17 protein-coding genes and 1 pseudogene are annotated in these 18,209 nt (G+C 46.2%); 7 read left to right on the top strand and 11 right to left on the bottom strand.

Annotation, left to right across the window (positions count from 1 at the left end; all coding sequences use genetic code 11):
• Positions 1–51 precede the first annotated feature (51 nt).
• Positions 52–1,593, top strand: coding sequence for a fatty acid--CoA ligase family protein (locus tag J7E26_RS08095; protein ID WP_214800773.1), 1,542 nt, complete (start codon positions 52–54; stop codon positions 1,591–1,593).
• Between the two features lie 47 nt (positions 1,594–1,640).
• Here J7E26_RS08095 and J7E26_RS08090 read toward each other — a convergent pair whose 3' ends face one another.
• Complete coding sequence (locus J7E26_RS08090) at positions 1,641–2,036, bottom strand: YhfM domain-containing protein (RefSeq protein WP_214800775.1); 396 nt, start codon at positions 2,034–2,036, stop codon at positions 1,641–1,643.
• 152 nt (positions 2,037–2,188) lie between these two features.
• Between J7E26_RS08090 and J7E26_RS08085 the strand changes: the two genes are divergently transcribed.
• Positions 2,189–3,439, top strand: a complete 1,251-nt coding sequence (locus tag J7E26_RS08085; RefSeq protein ID WP_214813240.1) for a M48 family metallopeptidase — start codon at positions 2,189–2,191, stop codon at positions 3,437–3,439.
• Between the two features lie 43 nt (positions 3,440–3,482).
• On the opposite strand, the gene J7E26_RS08080 is transcribed toward J7E26_RS08085, so the two are convergent.
• Positions 3,483–4,631 (bottom strand): S8 family peptidase, encoded by a 1,149-nt coding sequence (locus J7E26_RS08080; RefSeq protein WP_214800779.1) that lies wholly within the window; start codon positions 4,629–4,631, stop codon positions 3,483–3,485.
• A 496-nt stretch (positions 4,632–5,127) separates the two neighbouring features.
• Here J7E26_RS08080 and J7E26_RS08075 point away from each other — a divergent pair, with 496 nt between their 5' ends.
• Positions 5,128–6,048 (top strand): ABC transporter substrate-binding protein, encoded by a 921-nt coding sequence (locus J7E26_RS08075; protein WP_214800781.1) that lies wholly within the window; start codon positions 5,128–5,130, stop codon positions 6,046–6,048.
• A gap of 33 nt (positions 6,049–6,081) precedes the next feature.
• On the opposite strand, the gene J7E26_RS08070 is transcribed toward J7E26_RS08075, so the two are convergent.
• From J7E26_RS08070 to J7E26_RS08045, 7 genes and pseudogenes are all read right to left on the bottom strand, one after another.
• On the bottom strand, positions 6,082–6,657 hold the full coding sequence (locus J7E26_RS08070; RefSeq protein ID WP_214800783.1) for a histidine phosphatase family protein: 576 nt from the start codon (positions 6,655–6,657) through the stop codon (positions 6,082–6,084).
• 53 nt (positions 6,658–6,710) lie between these two features.
• Positions 6,711–7,802 (bottom strand): acetyl-CoA C-acyltransferase, encoded by a 1,092-nt coding sequence (locus J7E26_RS08065; RefSeq protein WP_214800785.1) that lies wholly within the window; start codon positions 7,800–7,802, stop codon positions 6,711–6,713.
• Positions 7,790–9,232 (bottom strand): acyl-CoA synthetase, encoded by a 1,443-nt coding sequence (locus J7E26_RS08060; protein WP_214800787.1) that lies wholly within the window; start codon positions 9,230–9,232, stop codon positions 7,790–7,792. The genes J7E26_RS08065 and J7E26_RS08060 overlap by 13 nt, the downstream gene beginning before the upstream one ends.
• Before the next feature lie 2 nt (positions 9,233–9,234).
• A complete protein-coding gene (locus J7E26_RS08055; RefSeq protein ID WP_214813250.1) occupies positions 9,235–9,792 on the bottom strand; it encodes a biotin transporter BioY in 558 nt (185 codons plus the stop codon).
• A 129-nt stretch (positions 9,793–9,921) separates the two neighbouring features.
• A complete protein-coding gene (locus J7E26_RS18610) occupies positions 9,922–10,437 on the bottom strand; it encodes a methyl-accepting chemotaxis protein (RefSeq protein WP_396019842.1) in 516 nt (171 codons plus the stop codon).
• A 240-nt stretch (positions 10,438–10,677) separates the two neighbouring features.
• A pseudogene (locus J7E26_RS18605) lies at positions 10,678–11,220 on the bottom strand (protoglobin domain-containing protein); the annotation flags it as partial.
• 125 nt (positions 11,221–11,345) lie between these two features.
• On the bottom strand, positions 11,346–12,869 hold the full coding sequence (locus J7E26_RS08045) for an FAD-dependent oxidoreductase (RefSeq protein ID WP_214800791.1): 1,524 nt from the start codon (positions 12,867–12,869) through the stop codon (positions 11,346–11,348).
• 125 nt (positions 12,870–12,994) lie between these two features.
• Here J7E26_RS08045 and J7E26_RS08040 point away from each other — a divergent pair, with 125 nt between their 5' ends.
• Positions 12,995–13,852: an SDR family oxidoreductase gene (locus tag J7E26_RS08040; protein WP_214800793.1), complete on the top strand. Its 858-nt coding sequence runs from the start codon at positions 12,995–12,997 to the stop codon at positions 13,850–13,852.
• Positions 13,853–13,881: 29 nt separating this feature from the next.
• Here J7E26_RS08040 and J7E26_RS08035 read toward each other — a convergent pair whose 3' ends face one another.
• Positions 13,882–14,115 carry an IDEAL domain-containing protein gene (locus tag J7E26_RS08035; protein WP_214800795.1) on the bottom strand — a complete coding sequence of 78 codons (234 nt, stop codon included), beginning with the start codon at positions 14,113–14,115 and terminating at the stop codon, positions 13,882–13,884.
• 314 nt (positions 14,116–14,429) lie between these two features.
• Here J7E26_RS08035 and J7E26_RS08030 point away from each other — a divergent pair, with 314 nt between their 5' ends.
• The gene (locus J7E26_RS08030) at positions 14,430–15,008 is read left to right on the top strand and encodes a competence protein ComK (protein WP_214800797.1); all 579 of its coding nucleotides are present in this window, start codon (positions 14,430–14,432) and stop codon (positions 15,006–15,008) included.
• Positions 15,009–15,172: 164 nt separating this feature from the next.
• The gene (locus tag J7E26_RS08025; RefSeq protein WP_214800799.1) at positions 15,173–16,090 is read left to right on the top strand and encodes a DNA-3-methyladenine glycosylase family protein; all 918 of its coding nucleotides are present in this window, start codon (positions 15,173–15,175) and stop codon (positions 16,088–16,090) included.
• Positions 16,091–16,123: 33 nt separating this feature from the next.
• Here J7E26_RS08025 and J7E26_RS08020 read toward each other — a convergent pair whose 3' ends face one another.
• Positions 16,124–16,675, bottom strand: a complete 552-nt coding sequence (locus J7E26_RS08020; RefSeq protein WP_214800801.1) for a pyridoxamine 5'-phosphate oxidase family protein — start codon at positions 16,673–16,675, stop codon at positions 16,124–16,126.
• Positions 16,676–16,778: 103 nt separating this feature from the next.
• Here J7E26_RS08020 and pdxR point away from each other — a divergent pair, with 103 nt between their 5' ends.
• On the top strand, positions 16,779–18,194 hold the full coding sequence (gene pdxR / locus J7E26_RS08015; RefSeq protein WP_214800803.1) for a MocR-like pyridoxine biosynthesis transcription factor PdxR: 1,416 nt from the start codon (positions 16,779–16,781) through the stop codon (positions 18,192–18,194).
• Positions 18,195–18,209: the final 15 nt, after the last annotated feature.

Genomic DNA, 18,209 nt, shown 5'->3' with positions numbered 1-18,209 from the left:
CCGCATTAATGAATGACTATTCATTCATTACATTTTTAAAGGGGTGGGAAAATGAATCTGGTTTCCAAATTGGAAGAAACGGCAGCACAGAAACCGGAAAAACCAGCTTGTCTGTTTCAAGATGAGTACATGACGTACGAGGAGCTGGCAGGTAAGATTGAAAAATTCGCAAACGGATTGGAGGACAGAGGACTGAAAAAAGGGGATCATCTTGCGCTGCTGCTCGGAAACACGCCTGATTTTGTCATTGCGTTCTTCGGCGCTTTAAAAGCGGGAGTTGTAGTTGTCCCGATCAACCCAACGTATACACCGACAGAAATCGGCTATATGCTGAACAACGGCGATGTCAAAGCGATAGCCGCGGCGGATCAATTGATTCCCGTATTTGAACGCCTGCACGGCTCATTACCGCTTTTGGAGCATATGATCATAAGTCAAACGACAGAGAACGCTCCGGTGACAGAAGACCCTCAATTGCGCACAAAAATGATAACGTTTACACAAATGCTCCATCCTATGGAACGAGAAAGAAGCTATCCGACATTGTCCCAAGATGATACTGCCGTGATCTTATACACCTCGGGGACGACAGGTAAACCGAAAGGCGCTATGCTTACCCATCAAAATCTTTTTTCCAATGCAAATGATGTCGCCGGCTATTTAGGAATGAATGAGAAAGATAAAATCGTCGCGACATTGCCGATGTTTCATGTCTTTTGTTTAACCGTTTGTATGAATGCACCCCTGATGAGCGGGGCGTGCGTGTTAATTGAGCCGCAATTCAGCCCGGCGTCTGTTTTTAAACTCATCAAGCGCCGGCAGGCAACGATTTTTGCGGGCGTTCCGACAATGTATAACTACTTATATCAGTACGAGCACGGCACGGCAGAGGATTTTGCTTCTGTGAGACTGTGCATTTCAGGCGGTGCGTCTATGCCGGTCGCTCTTTTGCAAGCTTTTGAACAAACCTTTAAAGTGAGCATTTTAGAGGGATACGGGCTTTCAGAAGCCTCTCCCGTCACTTGTTTTAATCCGTTCGACAGGGGCAGAAAACCAGGCTCGATCGGGACGAATATTTTACATGTGGAAAATAAAGTCGTCGATCCGCTCGGCCGCGAACTGCCGGATCACCAAGTGGGGGAATTGATCGTAAAGGGGCCTAATGTGATGAAGGGCTACTACAAAATGCCCGAGGAAACGAAGCATGCGTTAAAGGACGGCTGGCTTTACACGGGTGATTTGGCGAAACGCGACGAGGATGGTTATTTTTATATTGTCGATCGAAAAAAAGATATGATCATTGTCGGCGGATACAATGTTTATCCCCGTGAAGTGGAAGAAGTGCTTTACAGCCATGAAGAGGTGAAAGAAGCCGTTGTGATCGGCGCTCCGGACGCCAAAACGGGGGAGGCGGTGCATGCCTATATCGTGCCGGCGCACAGTTCGCTGACAGAGCAGGACATTTTTGATTACTGTGAAAAGCATCTCGCGAAATATAAACGCCCTGCGGCAGTTGTTTTTCTTGAAGAGATTCCTAAAAATGCGACCGGAAAGCTGCTGAGGCGTGCTGTTCGGGACATGCTTCCGAAATGAATCCCAAAAAAGCGAAGCCTCTGGCTTCGCTTTTCAGGTGTATGCCGTCAGCTCTTCGATTCTTCTTTTATGATGCTTTGCAACAGCTTCGTATCATGGCGGTTCAGCCTGTAATACGTATCTTTATGCTTGTATATCATATGCTGTTCGCCGTCGAGCCACATGCTGAATGAATCAAAACGATCTTCATGGTATTTAATGGTTGCATCGTAATCAGGCGATACACTTTTGGTTTGTTTTACTTGTTTTCCTTGATTCAAGATGTCGAGCATATCCTTTACATTCTGTCTGTTTTTAATGTTCGTTTTTTCTTTTCCGTGCGCAGACAAAATAATAAGATCTGCGTTGCTTGAAGGGAACACATCGCCGGTACGGCTGTATACATAGAAAAAAGTAATGACCAATAGGGCGATCACTGCGATAGATGCGATTATTTTTTTCATATTCATCACTCCAGCCATTAGTCTTTCCCGCTTCCTGATGTTCCATTCTTCTCTGTTATGAAAAGATTAACATCGCCAGAGGGCTTGGTTCTAATTATTTGCATTTATGCTTACAATAGAAGTAAGTATTGAGGGTAAGGAGGGAGACTTCCATGCGCAAATGGATAGCGGCAGCGGGTCTTGCCTATGTGCTGTACGGACTTTTTTTCTATTGGTATTTCTTTATGACAGGGGACTCTGCTGTTCCGGAGGCTGTAAAGGGAACGGAAGCGGATCCGGCATCGTTTATGAGCCCGGGCAAATTGGCAGCTGCTGAGAACTTTTCAAACGTGAAGGATTTTTTATTTTTTATCGGAGTTCCTTTTGATTGGTTTTTATTTTTTCTGCTTCTTATTACAGGACTTTCCAAAAAAATAAAGCAATGGCTGGAAAAAGCCGTGCGTTTTCGGGTGCTGCAAATCGTAAGCTTTGTGTTTGTGCTTTCTCTTATTATCACGGCGGCTTCGCTTCCGTTAGAGTGGATCGGTTACCGTGTTTCGCTTGCTTACCATATTTCCACGCAAACAACCGCAAGCTGGTTGAGGGATCACGTCATTGATTTTTGGATCAGTTTTCCGCTGGTTGCGCTGTGTGTGCTTGTGTTTTACTGGCTGATCACGAAGCATACAAAAAGATGGTGGTTTTACGCATGGTGCCTGACCGTGCCGTTTACCCTGTTTTTGTTTTTCTTGCAGCCGGTTGTCATTGATCCTTTGTATAATGACTTTTACCCGCTTAAGGACAAGGAGCTGGAAAGCAAAATTTTATCGCTTGCCGATAAGGCGGATATTCCGGCAAATCACGTCTACGAGGTGAATATGTCGGAGAAAACAAACGCGCTTAACGCGTATGTGACGGGTATCGGCTCTAATAAGAGGATTGTTCTGTGGGATACGACCCTTCATAAATTGAAGGATCAGGAGATTCTGTTTATTATGGGGCATGAGATGGGGCACTATGTCATGAAGCATGTATACATCGGACTTGCGGGTTACTTGCTGCTGTCGTTGGCTGGTTTATATATCATTGACAAGCTTTTTAAATGGCTGTCTTTGTCCTTCGGCCGAATGTTACACATCAAAGGCACGTGGGATTTGGCCGCTCTTCCGCTTTTACTGCTGATTATTTCTGTTCTCAGCTTTGTATCCGATCCTTTGACAAATGCCGTTTCCCGTTATCAGGAAACCGCCGCTGACCGTTACGGGATTGAGCTGACCGGTGACAGGGAAGCCGCCGTGGAAACGTTTCAGGATCTGGCTGTTAACGGACTGAGCCGCGTCAATCCGCCGCTTCTTGTTAAAGTATTCAGAGGCAGTCATCCGTCTATTATGGAACGGATTGAACATGCGGAGGAAGAAAAATAATAAAAAAACCGGCGGGAGTCTTTCCCCGCCGGTTTTTTCTGTTTTATTGCGCAGCAGCTTGTACGTTGATCAGCCCTTTTCCGTAGTAGAAAGGGTCGCCAAGGTATGTTGCTGTGCTTTCTAAACTGTTGCGGACTTGAGTGTTTGTCCAGTTCGGATGTTTAGAAAGAATCAAAGCGGCCGCTCCGGCAACGTGCGGAGATGCCATTGACGTACCATTGTACGCGCCGTAGCTGTTGCCAGGAAGCGTGCTTTGAATAGATACGCCCGGTGCCGCAACATCAAGCTCAGGTCCTACGCTTGAGAAAGATGCTCTTTGGTTGCTGCTGTTAACAGCGGCTACTGCGATAACAGAAGGATATTTACCAGGATAGCCCACAGTGCTGGAGCTGCCTGAAGTGCCTGAGTTTCCGGCTGCCGCAACGACAACAATGCCGGAAGCAACGGCTTTATCAACTGCCGCTTTTAAGGCTGCAGAACCAGAAGGCCCGCCGAGGCTCATGTTAATGACGTTCATTTTGTTTGCGATTGCCCACTCAATTCCGTTAATGATCCAGCTGTACTGACCGGAACCGTCAGCCCCGAGAACTTTTACAGCGTAAAGAGATGCGCTTGGCGCAACGCCTAATACACCGATTGAGTTATTAAGAGCCGCAACCGTACCGGCAACGTGAGTTCCGTGAGAGTTGTTGTCTTGGAAAGGATTTGTTTCAGAAGGTACCATGCTCGCTCCGCCTGCAACCTTTAAGTCAGGATGAGAAGAATCGATACCGCTGTCGATAACTGCTACTTTTACATTTGAACCAGTGTAGCCTTGAGAGTGAAGAGCAGGGGCTTTAATTTGAGATATGCCGTAAGGAACGGACTGCGCGTATGCTTTTGCTACGTGATCTTCTTCAACGTAAGCTACGCTCGGGTCTTTTTTCAGTTCTTTTACCGCTTTTTCATCTAATGTAGCTGAAGCCGCGTCTACATACTTGAATTGCTTTTGCACTTTGCCGCCTTTTTCAGAAATGACATCTTTTTTCTTTGCGGCGCTCATCGTGCTCATTGTCTGTTTAAATCCGACAATATATTTCTTTTCTCCTCCTGTTTTTCCTGCTGCCTGAACAGAAGATACGCTGCCAAACGCCATCGTAAAGATTAACGTTAAAGCAAACAACAAACTGATCCACAATTTTTTGCCTCTCACTCTTTATCCTCTCCCTTTTGTAATTTGCAGAATAATCAATAGACACAGACTATTCTGTGGATTAATTGTATATTATGGAATAATATTTTAGTAGACCCAATTTTTTTAAGAAACATTTTTTCCTATTTAGGTATATCATCTCTCTTTATTTCAATAGGAACACGAAATATTTAAATTTTAATGGAAAAAACCGAGAGATGGACATGTGTAAATATGCATAGGCACATTCGTCACGCTGTTTGCTAGGAAAAATGATTCGCTTCCTTTTTGGGGGGCGATTTCCAAAACGGGAGAAATGTCATCTTTTGTTGAATGAGCATAGCAGATGGAGAGGAAGCCGAGGCTCGGCATTATTCATGATGGAAAAGGCTGTAAAAGGTTTTGCAAAGAGAAAATGTGAAACCATTTTATAAAAATAATGATAATGATTATCATTATTTTTATGGCGAGAATGGTATAATATGCGGAAAAAAGAATTAAGCGGGAGAGGCTGCGTATGAAAACAACAGTCAGTGTTCTTATGATTTCTATGTTCATCTTGCTGCTGTCTGCATGCTCGCTTGACGAACAAGATCATCAAGTCACGGTCAAGCATGATTTAGGGACCGCGCATATGGCCGCACATCCAAAACGGGTAGTTGTACTGGAGATCGGCTTTATTGACGCGCTGCTTGACCTCGGCATAAAACCGGTCGGAGCGGCAGATGACAATAAACCGAAGCAGCTGATCAATCAAAACGTGCTGAAAAAAATGGACGGCTATACGTCCGTCGGCACCCGGTCACAGCCGAGTCTGGAAACAATCGCCGCCTTAAAACCTGACTTAATCATTGCCGATATGAACCGGCACAAGGGAATGTACGATCAGCTGAAGCAAATTGCCCCGACAATCGCTTTGAAAAACGCCGATGCGGATTATCAGGATACGGTCGATGCCTCGCTTACGATTGCAAAAGCGGTCGGAAAAGAGGGCATCATGGAGAAAAAATTGTCGGCCCATGAGGAAAAGCTGAGCGAAGTGAAGAGAAAACTGGACGCTGAAGGCCAATCAATTTTAATAATCGAAAACACAAATGACAGGATGACGGCGAAGGAGGACCAATTCTTCACGTCCCGGCTGATGACGCTCGCCGGTTATACGTATGCGATCGGCACAAGCACCAAATCAAGCGGCGGAGCATCTGCCAATATGAAGCTGACGCCGGAGAAGCTTTTCCAAATCAACCCCGATTACATCGTGCTTATTGGCGGAAAGCCAGATAAAGCGTTTGAAGAAAAACCGTTGTGGAGACAGCTGTCCGCCGTTAAAAACGGGCACGTTTTTAACGGCGGCAGAAAGGGTTGGTCGCTTCGCCGAAGTGTTGACGGAGCGGACGCCATTTTAGACGATCTCGAAAATATGGTTCCGTCCAAATGAACAAGCCCAAAACTTCCCGTTTTGGGCTTTTCGTTATTGCGCCGATAAATGGCTGCTTACATTGTAATCTTTGACGTGCCACTTATTTTCGATCCACTGGATATTGCTCAGGCACGCATTGACAAGCTTTGCGTTCTGTATGTCGATGTCTCCGCCTGAAATGGCTGACAAAAGGGCGTGAATGGCTGCGCCGTGGGCGACGATCAACACTTTTTTTTCGGGGAATTGCCGCTGCACCTTCACTAAACCGGCCAACATCCTGTCTGTCAGTTCCTCGTCGGTTTCCATGTTCGGGTAGTTTTTATCGGGATAGCGTTTTGACCGTTCCGGTAAAGACATTCCCTCCGCATCACCATAGCTCCGTTCTTTGAAGTCTTCCATTTCGACAATCGGGAGGTTCAAAAAGCTGTTAATGATGTCGGCTGTTTTTCTGGCTCTTTTCATCGGGCTCGATACAATGACATCCCATGAAAAATCTTTCAAGTATTCTCCGGTTTCTTTTGCTTGGCGCTCTCCCGTCGCATTCAACGGGATATCCGTTTTGCCTTGCAGCTTTTTCTGGGCGTTCCAATCGGTCTCTCCATGTCTAACTAAACAAACGGCTGTCATAATGTCTCCTTTCCGATCTTTGTTTTTAATAGATATAATCTATTATACTGCCGTTATGTCAGCACTTCAAAGAGAATCGCCAGACCGATGCCGCCTCCGCTGCCGATCGCTGCTGCGGCATAGCGGGCGTCCGGCCTTCTCCCGGCTTCATAAAAAAGCCTGGTGACAAGCGCCGCTCCCGAAGCTCCGTACGGATGTCCGATTGACAGAGCGCCGCCCCGGACGTTTATTTTGGAATAAGGCACCTTGAGCTCCTGTGATGAAACGCATATTTTCACGGCAAACGCCTCGTTTATTTCATACATATCAATATCATCCGGTGACAGGCAGTGCTCGTTCAGCAGCTTTTTTATCGCGTAAACTGGTGCCGCTGAAGGGAAGTTCGGATGTACGCCGCTTACGGCGCTCCCGGCAAAGCGCAATCTCGGCTTTAAGCCGAGTGCCCGCGCCTTTTGTTCTTCCATAACGCAAAGTGCCGCGGCGCCGTCAGAAATCCCGCAGCTGTTGGCGGCGGTTACGGTGCCGCCGGGCTGAAACACGGGTTTGGCGCGGGAAATAAGAGTCTCCATGTTCCGTTTTTTTATCATGTTTTCGTCGGCGGTGAAACCGTTATAGGGCAGGATCTCCTGATGGTACAAGCCGTCTTCCTGCGCTTTCAAACTTCGTTTATAGCTGAGGAGAGCATACTCGTCCTGCATCTCTCTTGTCACCGAATAGGCTTCTGCCGTGTATTCGGCGGCTATCCCCATATCGGGGTCGCCGATATGCTCAGGAGAAAAACGCGCACGTGAAGAAAAGGGGGAGCGGCTGCTGCTTTCCGCTCCTCCCGCGATATACATGCTTCCAGCGCCAGCTTTTACAAAATTGCAGGCAATTCTCACCGCTTCGAGCCCTGAACCGCATTGTCTGTCAACGGTCGTCCCGGAAACGCTTAAAGGAAGCCCGGCTTTTAATGCTGACAGGCGGGCAAGATTCCCTCCGCGTCCCGTCGCGTTTCCGAAAAGGACTTCATCAATGTGACCGGGTGCTGCCTGGCTGAGATGGCGGATCAGCGGCGCCGCTAAATCTTCAGGAAGACTGTCTTTCAGCAGACCGTTTTCCTGTGCAAAAATCGTTCGTTTTGCATCTGTGATTACAGCTTCCATTCCATCATATCCTTTGCCCATTGTGTAACGGCGGCACGGGCGATTTTACCGCCCGCCGTTTCCGGTATGTCTTCTGTAAACAGCCATCTCTTAGGAACTTTATATGCGGCCAGTTTTTCTCTGCATTGCTTTTTCAGTTCCTTTACATCGGCGTTTCCGTCGATCACCGCCACGGCGATTTCGCCCCAATAATCATCAGGAACGCCCGCGACAGCTGCCTTCCTCACTCCGGGGCAGGTATTCAGCACCCGTTCAATTTCTTCCGGAAATACATTCAGTCCGCCGTATAGGATCATGCCGTTTTCTCTTCCTGCCACATAAAGAAACCCTTCCTCGTCGACATACCCCATGTCATCAACCGTCATCCATCCTGAATCATCAGGCTTGTGGCCGTTTATGTATCCTGAAAACTGCATGGGGCTGTTCACAAAAATCTTACCGGTTTCACCCGTCCGGCAGCACTCTCCGTCCGGCCGGCGGATTTCGATCCGGACATTTTGAAACGAACGGCCCGCGGCCTCAGGCTTTCGGACGCTGTCTTCAGGTGAAAGCAGCGCCACAAAACTCAGCTCTGACGTTCCGTAAAAATCATATAACAAAAGGCGCGGATAGCGGGCTGTCAGGGCTTGTTTAGCCGGAGCCGGCCAGTCTGCACCCGAAGAAATCAGTTTGAGCGTTTTGTCGGGAAACGCCTCAATCGACAGCAAGGCGTCTGTCATCGTTGGAACGGTATAAAGGACGTCAGCTTGTGCCAGCCTGTCATTTATCTCGGCCGGATTGAATTTTTTTTGAAGCATGACGGTTCCGCCGAGAAACAGCGTACTGACTGCGCCGTACAAAAAGTGTGACGAACGAAGTGTACCCGGTATCAGCACTTGATCATGCGGGGAAATGTGAAAATCACGTTTCGTGCAAGAAAAGCTCTCCAGCCATGAACGGTGAGAGCGGGTGAAGGCTTTCGGCTTTCCTGCAGACCCGGAAGTAAAGCCCATATAAAAGACCCGTTCTCCGCTGACGGGAGGCACATAGGAAGCGGGTCCGGCATCAATCAAAGACTTACACTCTTCCCACAGCATAACAGGTGTCATGATACCGGCCAGCCTGCTGTATAACGATGAGGCCGTAATGACCAAATCCGCACTGCTTATGTACAGATGATCCTCGCACTCGGCGGCTGTCCAGCGCGGATCTAACGGGATCGCCGTGCAGCCCGCATGCGCAGCTCCGGCAAACAGTTGTAAAAACGGAATCCCGTTCGGTAATAAAATCGCTATTTTTTCCGGTTTATATTCCAGGCTGCGGAGCCAGTTCGCCGTCTGATTCACAAGTCTGTTCCACTTTTGATATGTGAGCTCTTCTGTTTCTGTCTGAATCGCGATGTGTTCCGGCGCGCACCCGGCAATTGCCGAATAGGCGGATGTAATAAGCATATTCAGCTTCCTTTCGTATAAAGCAGCTGCGACACTTGCAGCGTTTTTCTGATTCTGACGGCTGCAAACGAGGCCGCGGCGGCTTTCAGTAAATCTCCGGGCACGTATACAAGGCTGAGCTTGGCGGCTGTCCATATATCAATGTGCATCAATGCCGACTGAAAGGGAACGCCGATCACATACAAAAGCAGCACGCCGAATAAAAACTGCCTGATAAACAAATTGGGAACGGAAACAGTGCGAAGCCTTTGAATACTGATGCTGAGCAGCAAAGCCGCAAGCGGATATGATAAAAGATACCCTGCACTCGGGCCGAAAAATACACCGAATCCGCCCCTTCCGCCGGAGAGCAGGGGCGCTCCGAAGGCCACGAGCAGCAAAAACAGCAATTGGCTTAAAAAAGCGGCTTTCGGTTTTAATATGCTTCCCGATAAGAGCACGCCGACCGTCTGGAGTGTGATCGGAACGGGCGTAAAGGATAAGAAAAGAGGCGGGATCAATCCCAATACGCCCATAATGGCTGTAAACACAGCGATATGCATCATTTCTGTTAATTTCATCATTCTTTCCTCCAGCTATATAAAATATGTTTATACAATAAAGCGAGCTTGTTTATATGTCAACTTTATTTTATTGAAAGTTAACATTAAAAAGACCAGCCTTGATAAAAAAGGCTGGTCTGTCTTTTTCTATTCTTCTGTAAGGATGACAAGTGAATCAACGGACGCTGCGACGTGGGATACGGCGCGGCTGACTTCTTGAAGGCCGCCGAGAAATGCCTGAAGGTCAACGTCGATTTTGCCCGTCTGGTCTTTGCTCGTTTTCATGCTTTGGACAATATCGTCAAAGAGATGATTGATTTGTGTCATCTTCTCTTTCGTTTCGCTCACAAGCCCGTTCACATTTGTAATATGTTTTGACACGATGTTAATTTGTGTATTGGTATTGTTCACAAGCTCAGATACGGTGGACACGGTTTTTTTCGTATCCTCGGACAGCTTCCGCACCTCTGTCGCAACAACGGCGAACCCTTTGCCGTGCTCACCTGCTCTGGCGGATTCGATGGAAGCATTTAAAGACAGAAGATTGGTTTGTTCAGCGATGCCTGTAACGATGCCGAAGATTTTTTCGATTTGCTGGGCGATGCCGTTCAGCTTATCCATTTCTACTTCAATCTGCGCGAGGCTTGAGTCGATTTTATTCATTTGCTTTTGCTGGTTCTCAAGCTCTTTTTTACCGCCGATTGATTTTTCCTCTACATGGACGGAAGTGACGGTGCCGGCTTTGGAGGCCTCGGAAATGCCCTCGGATTTATCGACCAGCTCCTGAACGGCGCGGCTCGTTTCTGAAAACAAGTCAGCCAGCGAGCCTGATGTTTCCTGAATTTTTTGATGGAGGAGCGCTTTCTTTTCCTCTTGTTCGTCGCGCAAGCGGTTATATTCGGCCTGAAAGGCTTCAAGGACAAGCTGCTGTTCGAGATTCAGTATTTTCGTCGTCGCCTTTATGGCTTTTAGTAGCTCGTGCAAATCAGGAATCGATGCTTCATAAATGTTCATCATAGACAGAAGCAAATCCTGAAACGCCCCCATATACCACTTAGGCTCGAGGCCGATCCGCAAGTGGATGGAAGCGATGCGCTGCCTTTTTTCAATAAATTCATCATCAATGTTTCCGGCAAACATTTCATGGATGTGGCGTCTTAATGTTTGTTTCAGACGGTCGACTGAGCTGTTGTCGTTAATAATCGTCATTAACGATTTTTCATGGTCTAAATTTTGATAGAACGAATCGACGATATGTGAAATATGCTCCTTAATTAACGGCTGAAGCTCTTCAAGCACATGCAGTTCTTCGTCCCCCAGCCTGACCATTTTAAGCTGCTTTTTTACGTCTGCATATTGATTTGAAAGCTGGATGCGGTTTTTTGCTTCAGCACCCGCTTCTGAAAAATAAGCTGTTTCTTTTTTTCTGTCTTTTTTAAATAACAATGTAAGGTCCCCCAGATATCCTCTTTTTCTTTTTATCGGTTTGGAAGGAACTTGAATGAAGGAATCTTATTAAAATATTTTATATGCAGAAAAAAAATAAAACCATTCGGTACAGAATGGTTTTATCAATCTGGGCTGATCTTTTTCAACGGCTTTACAGCGGGGCCTTCGGCAACTTTGCCGTCAGGTGTGAATCGGGAGCCGTGGCAGGGGCAGTCCCATGTGTGTTCGCCGTCATTCCATTCAACTTCACAGCCTAAATGAGTGCACGTCGTGTCGACAAGGTGCAGGCAGCCTTGTTCATCTTTATAGGCTCCGGCCCGTTTGCCGTTTACCGTCACGATTTTTCCTTCTCCGGGTGCAAGTTCATCCGGTGAATCGTCAGGCTTTTCAAGCTTGCCCGCTATGAGGTGTTTGGCCACGTCTGTATTATAAGAAAACAGTTTCTTCAGCCCCGGATCAGGATGGAAGCGGGACGGCGTGAACAAAGAAGAAAACGGATTTTTTTTGTTTTCAATATGGTCAGCCAAAAGACTGGCCGCAAGCGCGGAGCTTGTCATGCCCCATTTTTTAAACCCGGTCGCGGTTAAAATATGTTCTTCATTACCTGAAATCGGCCCGATAAACGGAATTTTGTCGATAGTGACAAGGTCTTGGGCAGACCAATGATACGGAATGCTCTCAATTCCGATTGTGTCTTCCGCAAATTGCTTCAGCGCTTCATAGTGCTCGGACGGCGGTTTTCCCTGGCCTGTTTTATGGCTTTCGCCGCCGACGAGCACCAGCTTTTCACCGTTCATCGTCGTATAGCGCAATGATCTGGCAGGCTTATCGATGCTGAGAAACATGCCCTCCGGGTACGGGTGTTTCGGTTTTACCGCCAAGACGTATGATCTGCTGGCATACATTCTTGCAGCATACAGCCCGCCTCCGTCATAAAAGGGGAAGTGGGAAGAGCAGACTATATATTTGCACTTGATTCCGTGTCTGTTTTTCGTGACGACTTCCGGCTGCGGTTCTTTTTTAATATCTATCGCGGCCGTCTGTTCAAAAATCTGCGCACCGTTTTTGACCATCTCCTGAACGAGAGCCGAGACATATAAAAGCGGGTGAAATTGCGCCTGATTCTTCATCGCAAGGCCAAGTTTGCAATCGACGGGGACGGGAAGCTCTTTGACCAGCTCATGTTCAATGCCGAGCTTTGTGTATGCCTCCTGCTCGCTGCGGATTTTTTTGACGCCTGATTCCGTATTTGTATAAAGGCAGGCGTCTTGCGCGGTCAGCTCGCATGCAATGGAGTTGTCCTTTATGAGCTGTTTCATATAGTCCATTGCGTGAAGATGTGCCTCAAAATATAATCTGGCGCTGGTGAGGCCGAGCTGCTGAATGAGATCTGCGTAAATGAAATCATGCTGAGCGGTGATTTTGGCGGTGGTGCCCGCCGTTGTCCCGTTCAAAATCTGATCGGCTTCAATGACAGCGACACGGAAACCTCTTTTGGTCAGCTCATATGCCGTCGTAAGGCCCGTAATCCCTCCGCCGATGATCGCCACATCACACTCTGTATCTTTAGTTAAGGCTGGGAAGGAAGGGATGTCAGCCGACTTCCTCCAATAAGAAGCCGGTTCCTCGTTTGAAAAAGTGGTCAAGTCGGATTACCTCCTCTGTTGTATATTCTTAATTTTTCCATTATGCGTTTATTCATACATGAAACGACCGTATAAGATGCTCGAATTACTCATAATATAGTAATTAATGTAAAGGAGTGATCAGATTGGCGAATCAAAAAAAGAAAACTTTACCGCCGCAGCATCAAAACCGGCAGCCCGGATTTGAATATGTAATGGACCCCCGCCCGGTTTTTGATAAGCCGAAAGCAGCGAAAAAACTTGAAGGAAAAACGGCGATTATTACGGGAGGCGACAGCGGGATCGGACGCGCCGTTTCCGTCTTATTTGCAAAAGAAGGCGCAAATGTGGTGATCGTATATTTTGATGAGCATCAGGATGCGGAAGAGACGAAGCAATATGTTGAAAAAGAAGGGGCAAAGTGCCTGCTCATAGCAGGCGATGTCGGGGATGAAGCCTTTTGCAATGATGTCATTCGTCAGGCCAGCCAAGCCTTTCCTTCCATTGACATCTTAGTCAACAATGCGGGAGAGCAGCACGTGCAGCCGGGCATTGAGAAAATCACAAGCCACCAGCTCATCAGAACGTTCCAAACGAATATTTTTTCAATGTTTTACTTAACAAAGGCCGTGCTGCCGCATCTGAAAAAAGGAAGTTCGATCATTAATACGGCTTCCATTACCGCTTATAAGGGTCATAAAACCTTAATTGACTATTCAGCAACAAAAGGAGCCATCGTTACATTTACGAGGTCACTTTCCCAATCATTGGTCAAACAGGGCATCCGTGTTAACGCGGTTGCTCCCGGCCCTATTTGGACGCCGCTTATTCCGGCGAGCTTTTCCGAGAAGGAAGTGGAAGTATTCGGTTCAGATGTACCGATGGAGCGCCCGGGCCAGCCGGTTGAATTAGCACCGAGTTATTTATACTTAGCAAGCGACGATTCGACATACGTCACGGGGCAGACGATTCACGTGAACGGCGGCACCATTGTGAACGGATAATCTAAAAAAGCCAATCCATATGGATTGGCTTATTCACTCTGTTTGAGTGCTGCATATTCTTTAGAAAGCGTAAGGAACGCTTCTTTATCTTTATTATCAAGCGCTTTATTGATTTGGTCTGTCAGCATGGTGAGCCGACGCTTAAACAAGGATTCATCGAGCACCATTTGAATGTAAATATCGGCCATTGTCACATCGAATTCATTTGTTTTTTGCGTGTTGCGGGACTTCATGAGCTCAGTGTACGATTTTTTCTCTTTCATAAAGAATCCCCCCAATGCCTTTTTTATAGTATATGGATATCGACCGGAAAAATCAATTAATTTTTATAATTTTTAGACAACTAATACTTGAAAATATATCGACATATCCTGCAAATTGCCGAAAAAACGAAAAAATGCAGGGGATAATTTATGTGAAACTGACGAAAAAATGATATTTAAGTAGTGATTTATGACTAAAATATATCATTAAAAGATGATTTTGAGCTATTTTCAAAAAAAACCTGTCGTTTTCCGATTACAGATGATAGATTATTAGTATAAATTTTGAAAAAAAGGATTGGAGGCTGCACATCATGTGCCAGAAAACACACGCACCCTTAGAAAGCTATGAAGTAAACCGCTCAACAATCGCCCTCTTGCCGGAGGAAGTAGACGGAAGAATGGGCTCGAAAATCATTGAAAAAGACTGCGTTCTTTATGTCAGCATGAAGCCGATTCACATCATTGACAGAAGCTGCCGCTATTTCGGTTCCAGCTATGCGGGAAGAAAAGCGGGAACGTATGAAGCGATAAAAATTTCTCACAAACCGCCGATTATGGTGGACCCTTCAAATCACATCTTTTTATTCCCTACCCTTTCTTCAACAAGGCCCCAATGCGGCTGGATCTCCCACGTGCACGTCAAGGAATTCAAACCCACGGAATTCGACGACACGTCGGTCACTTTCTCAAACGGTAAAACGATGGAGCTTGAAGTGTCTTTTCATTCTTTCGAGAACCAGGTATACAGAACCGCCTATCTCAGAACCACCTTCCAGGACAGAATGGGCAGCCACATCCCAAAACGGCAGGAGTTCATGCTATACCCGAAGGAAGAGCGGACGCGGATGATCTATGATTTTATTTTGCGGGAGCTGGGGGAGAGGTATTAGAGAAAGACGTGATGTGAAGGGACGGGCCCTTTCCTTTTGGGGAGGGCTTTTTTTTGTTCTATCAAATGCTTGATAGAAAGTAAGAATAAAACAGCAACATATCAAAAGCGTCCCGCCCAGTTATGTGTTAAAACGAAGTGACGGGCTTACGAGGAGGTTCCGATATGGATGAAAATCAATTAAATGAAGATATCATGCTGATCAATCTTCCGGAAACATTTAATTTTAAAGCAAATCTTGGCTATTTAATGCGTGAAAAAAACGAGTGTATGTTTGAAATTGAAGAAGAAACGATCACACGGGTCATTGCCGTGGGAGACATTCGGTCGTTAGTGCAGATCAGCGCAAATGATCAGCATCAGTTAGCCGTTCATTTTCTGGGCGGAGCAGGACCGGAAGAAGAGCGGCAGCGTGATCTCATTGAGGCGTATATTATAGAGTGGTTTGATCTCGAGAGCGATCTTACCCCTTTTTACGAAATGGCAAAAAACGATCCGCTGCTGAAGAAGCCGATTGAGGATTTCTATGGGCTGCGTAATGTGGGCATTCCTGATTTGTTTGAGGCTATGTGCTGGGGCGTCATCGGCCAGCAAATTAACTTAACATATGCATACACATTAAAAAGAAGATTTGTTGAAAAATTTGGTGAAGCAATGGAGTGGAATTCAAAAAAATACTGGATGTTTCCGACATTCGACAAGATCGCCAAACTCATGCCAGAAGACCTTGCCGATATGAAAATGACGGTAAAGAAAAGTGAATATATCATCGGCATCGCCCAGTTAATGGCCGAGGGGAGGTTATCGAAAGATAGATTACTGAATATGAAAGATTTCAAGCGCGCAGAAAAAAGTTTGATAAAGATCCGCGGCATTGGCCCATGGACGGCCAACTATGTATTAATGCGCTGTCTGCGTTTTCCGAATGCCTTTCCGATTGACGATATCGGATTAATCAATTCGATTAAAACGCTGGCAGGGATGGACAGAAAACCTACAAAAGAAGAAATAACGGAGTACGCTTCTCAGTGGAGGAATTGGGAATCCTACGCGACATTTTATTTGTGGCGGGTGCTTTATTGAGTGACTGAAAAACCCTTTCTTTGAAGGGTTTTTTCAGCTGTTATCCTGTTGAACCGTACGGCCCGGATAGAATTTCTTTTGTTCATCTAGTTGGTTTTCTTTTGCGGTTATATGCAAAGGTTTGATTTTCCATACGACGGTTTTGCTTCCTAAGGAAGAACGATATTTTTCAACGTGTGTTTTTGAGAGGGGCGTCTGATAATAGTTCGGAACATATTTATCAAGCATCGCCTGCATCACGGCGGTTCCTTCGTCTGCGTCAGTGACCATCTCAACAGTTCCCCCCGCGACGACACTCATATATGCAGTATCTGTTTTTGCCGGAATGGGGCTGACCATCGTTCCGTACTGTTCGCTTACGGTGAAGCAGGCTTTCGGATTTGTATGGATCATATCGATTTTTCTTCCTTCAGACGCTCCGTGAAAAAAGAAGCAGCCTTCCTTCCATATAAAATTTAAGGGGATAACGTAAGGTATATCCTGATCTGCCAATCCGAGGTACCCGATCTGAGTCTTCGTTAAAAAATCATCAATGCGCGTCTGATCCGTACATTCTTTGTGGGATGCCCGTACATATGGTTTCATGTAATCTCTCTCCTCATCTATAGGTTATAATGATTGTATAGAAACACTGTCCGTTCTAAAAGAGACAATTTTGATAAAATGGATGAGGTCAGATGGAGGTCCTATGTTAGAATTTACTCCCTTATTAGTAAAGAAAAACGGCATTCCGATTTACGTGCAATTGTATCAGTACATCAGACAAAAAATAGAAGACGGCGACATTCCGGAAGGAGCGCTTCTGCCCTCCATCCGTTATTTATCGGGGCATTTACATATCAGTAAAAATACGGTCGAAAACGCGTATCAGCAATTGGCGGCAGAAGGATATGCGGAAAGTAAACCGAGAAGCGGGCTGGTTGTCCTGCCCTTAGAGCAGCCTGTTGTCCTGCCTTCTTCCCGTAATATCAGGCAGAAACCGGAAGCAGCTGAGGATGAGAAAGAAAACATCATTTGTGATTTCCGATACGGTGACATTGATGTGAAGTCATTTCCCATGCAGACGTGGAAGCGGTGTTTAAATCAAGCGCTGACCGATGAACCGGAAAAGCTATTACTGTCCAATCATGGAAAAGGAGATATCGGCCTCAGAACAGAATTATCCGGCCATTTATTTCAGGCGAGAGGGGTTCTGAGTTCACCGGAGCAAATCATAATCTGTTCCGGCACTCAGCAGGCTCTCAGTCTTATGATTCAATTGCTCTCTTTTGAAGATCGTTCCGTCGCCATGGAGAACCCGGGTTACGCGGGGGCCAGGTCTGTTTTTATCAATCATGGCTGGACCGTAAAGCCGATTCGCCTTGAACAGGACGGAATAGATATCGAACAGCTTAAGAGAATAAAAGCAAAAGCCGTGTATATTACGCCTTCCCATCAATTTCCGTACGGCATGGTGCTTCCGATTCAGAAGCGGTTATCGCTATTGGAATGGGCAAATCAGCACGACAGCTATATTATCGAGGATGACTATGACAGTGAATTTCGGTATCAAGGCCGTCCGATCCCTTCGTTAAAGGCTTTAGATGCAAAAGACAATGTCATTTACTTAGGCACGGTCTCCAAATCATTTTTGCCTGCCGCGCGGTTAAGCTATATTGTCCTGCCGCAAAAGCTGCTTGATGTGTACGATCATACATTCATCAATTACAGTCAATCCGCATCACCTATCATTCAAAAAGCATTATATTTATTTATGAAAGAAGGCTATTTTAAAAGCCACATTCGTAAAATGAGAAAAATTTATCAGAAAAAGCATCAAACATTGATTCAGGCATTACAAAACCAGATGGGCCGGCACATTGAAATCATCGGACAAAAAGCGGGGCTGCATTTGTTGGTAAACGTGAAGGACAGGTCTGCGCCGGAACTGGTGGATAAAGCACAAGCAGCAGGTGTCAGAGTATATGACACATCACCATATTGGATAAACCCTAAGGAGCCTGAAACATCGATGGTCATCCTTGGCTTCGGCGGACTTTCAGAGGAAGAAATCGAAGAAGGAATCTGTCAGCTTCGGAAAGCATGGTTCCCGTTTGGTGCGTAAAAAAACAACCCTGAT

Origin of the sequence: Bacillus sp. ISL-51, assembly GCF_018613535.1 — a bacterium.
Taxonomy (GTDB): Bacteria; Bacillota; Bacilli; order Bacillales; family Bacillaceae; genus Bacillus.
The sequence above is the reverse complement of the archived record's forward strand: the minus strand, read 5'-3'. Positions and strand labels throughout refer to the sequence as shown.

Excerpts from the sequence above, each read along its gene's own strand:
- J7E26_RS08095 (WP_214800773.1), top strand. The coding sequence starts at position 52 with ATGAATCTGGTTTCCAAATTGGAAGAAACGGCAGCACAGAAACCGGAA.
- J7E26_RS08090 (WP_214800775.1), bottom strand. The coding sequence starts at position 2,036 with ATGAAAAAAATAATCGCATCTATCGCAGTGATCGCCCTATTGGTCATT.
- J7E26_RS08085 (WP_214813240.1), top strand. The coding sequence starts at position 2,189 with ATGCGCAAATGGATAGCGGCAGCGGGTCTTGCCTATGTGCTGTACGGA.
- J7E26_RS08075 (WP_214800781.1), top strand. The coding sequence starts at position 5,128 with ATGAAAACAACAGTCAGTGTTCTTATGATTTCTATGTTCATCTTGCTG.
- J7E26_RS08070 (WP_214800783.1), bottom strand. The coding sequence starts at position 6,657 with ATGACAGCCGTTTGTTTAGTTAGACATGGAGAGACCGATTGGAACGCC.
- J7E26_RS08065 (WP_214800785.1), bottom strand. The coding sequence starts at position 7,802 with ATGGAAGCTGTAATCACAGATGCAAAACGAACGATTTTTGCACAGGAA.
- J7E26_RS08060 (WP_214800787.1), bottom strand. The coding sequence starts at position 9,232 with ATGCTTATTACATCCGCCTATTCGGCAATTGCCGGGTGCGCGCCGGAA.
- J7E26_RS08055 (WP_214813250.1), bottom strand. The coding sequence starts at position 9,792 with ATGAAATTAACAGAAATGATGCATATCGCTGTGTTTACAGCCATTATG.
- J7E26_RS18610 (WP_396019842.1), bottom strand. The coding sequence starts at position 10,437 with ATGAATAAAATCGACTCAAGCCTCGCGCAGATTGAAGTAGAAATGGAT.
- J7E26_RS08035 (WP_214800795.1), bottom strand. The coding sequence starts at position 14,115 with ATGAAAGAGAAAAAATCGTACACTGAGCTCATGAAGTCCCGCAACACG.
- J7E26_RS08030 (WP_214800797.1), top strand. The coding sequence starts at position 14,430 with ATGTGCCAGAAAACACACGCACCCTTAGAAAGCTATGAAGTAAACCGC.
- J7E26_RS08025 (WP_214800799.1), top strand. The coding sequence starts at position 15,173 with ATGGATGAAAATCAATTAAATGAAGATATCATGCTGATCAATCTTCCG.
- J7E26_RS08020 (WP_214800801.1), bottom strand. The coding sequence starts at position 16,675 with ATGAAACCATATGTACGGGCATCCCACAAAGAATGTACGGATCAGACG.
- pdxR (WP_214800803.1), top strand. The coding sequence starts at position 16,779 with ATGTTAGAATTTACTCCCTTATTAGTAAAGAAAAACGGCATTCCGATT.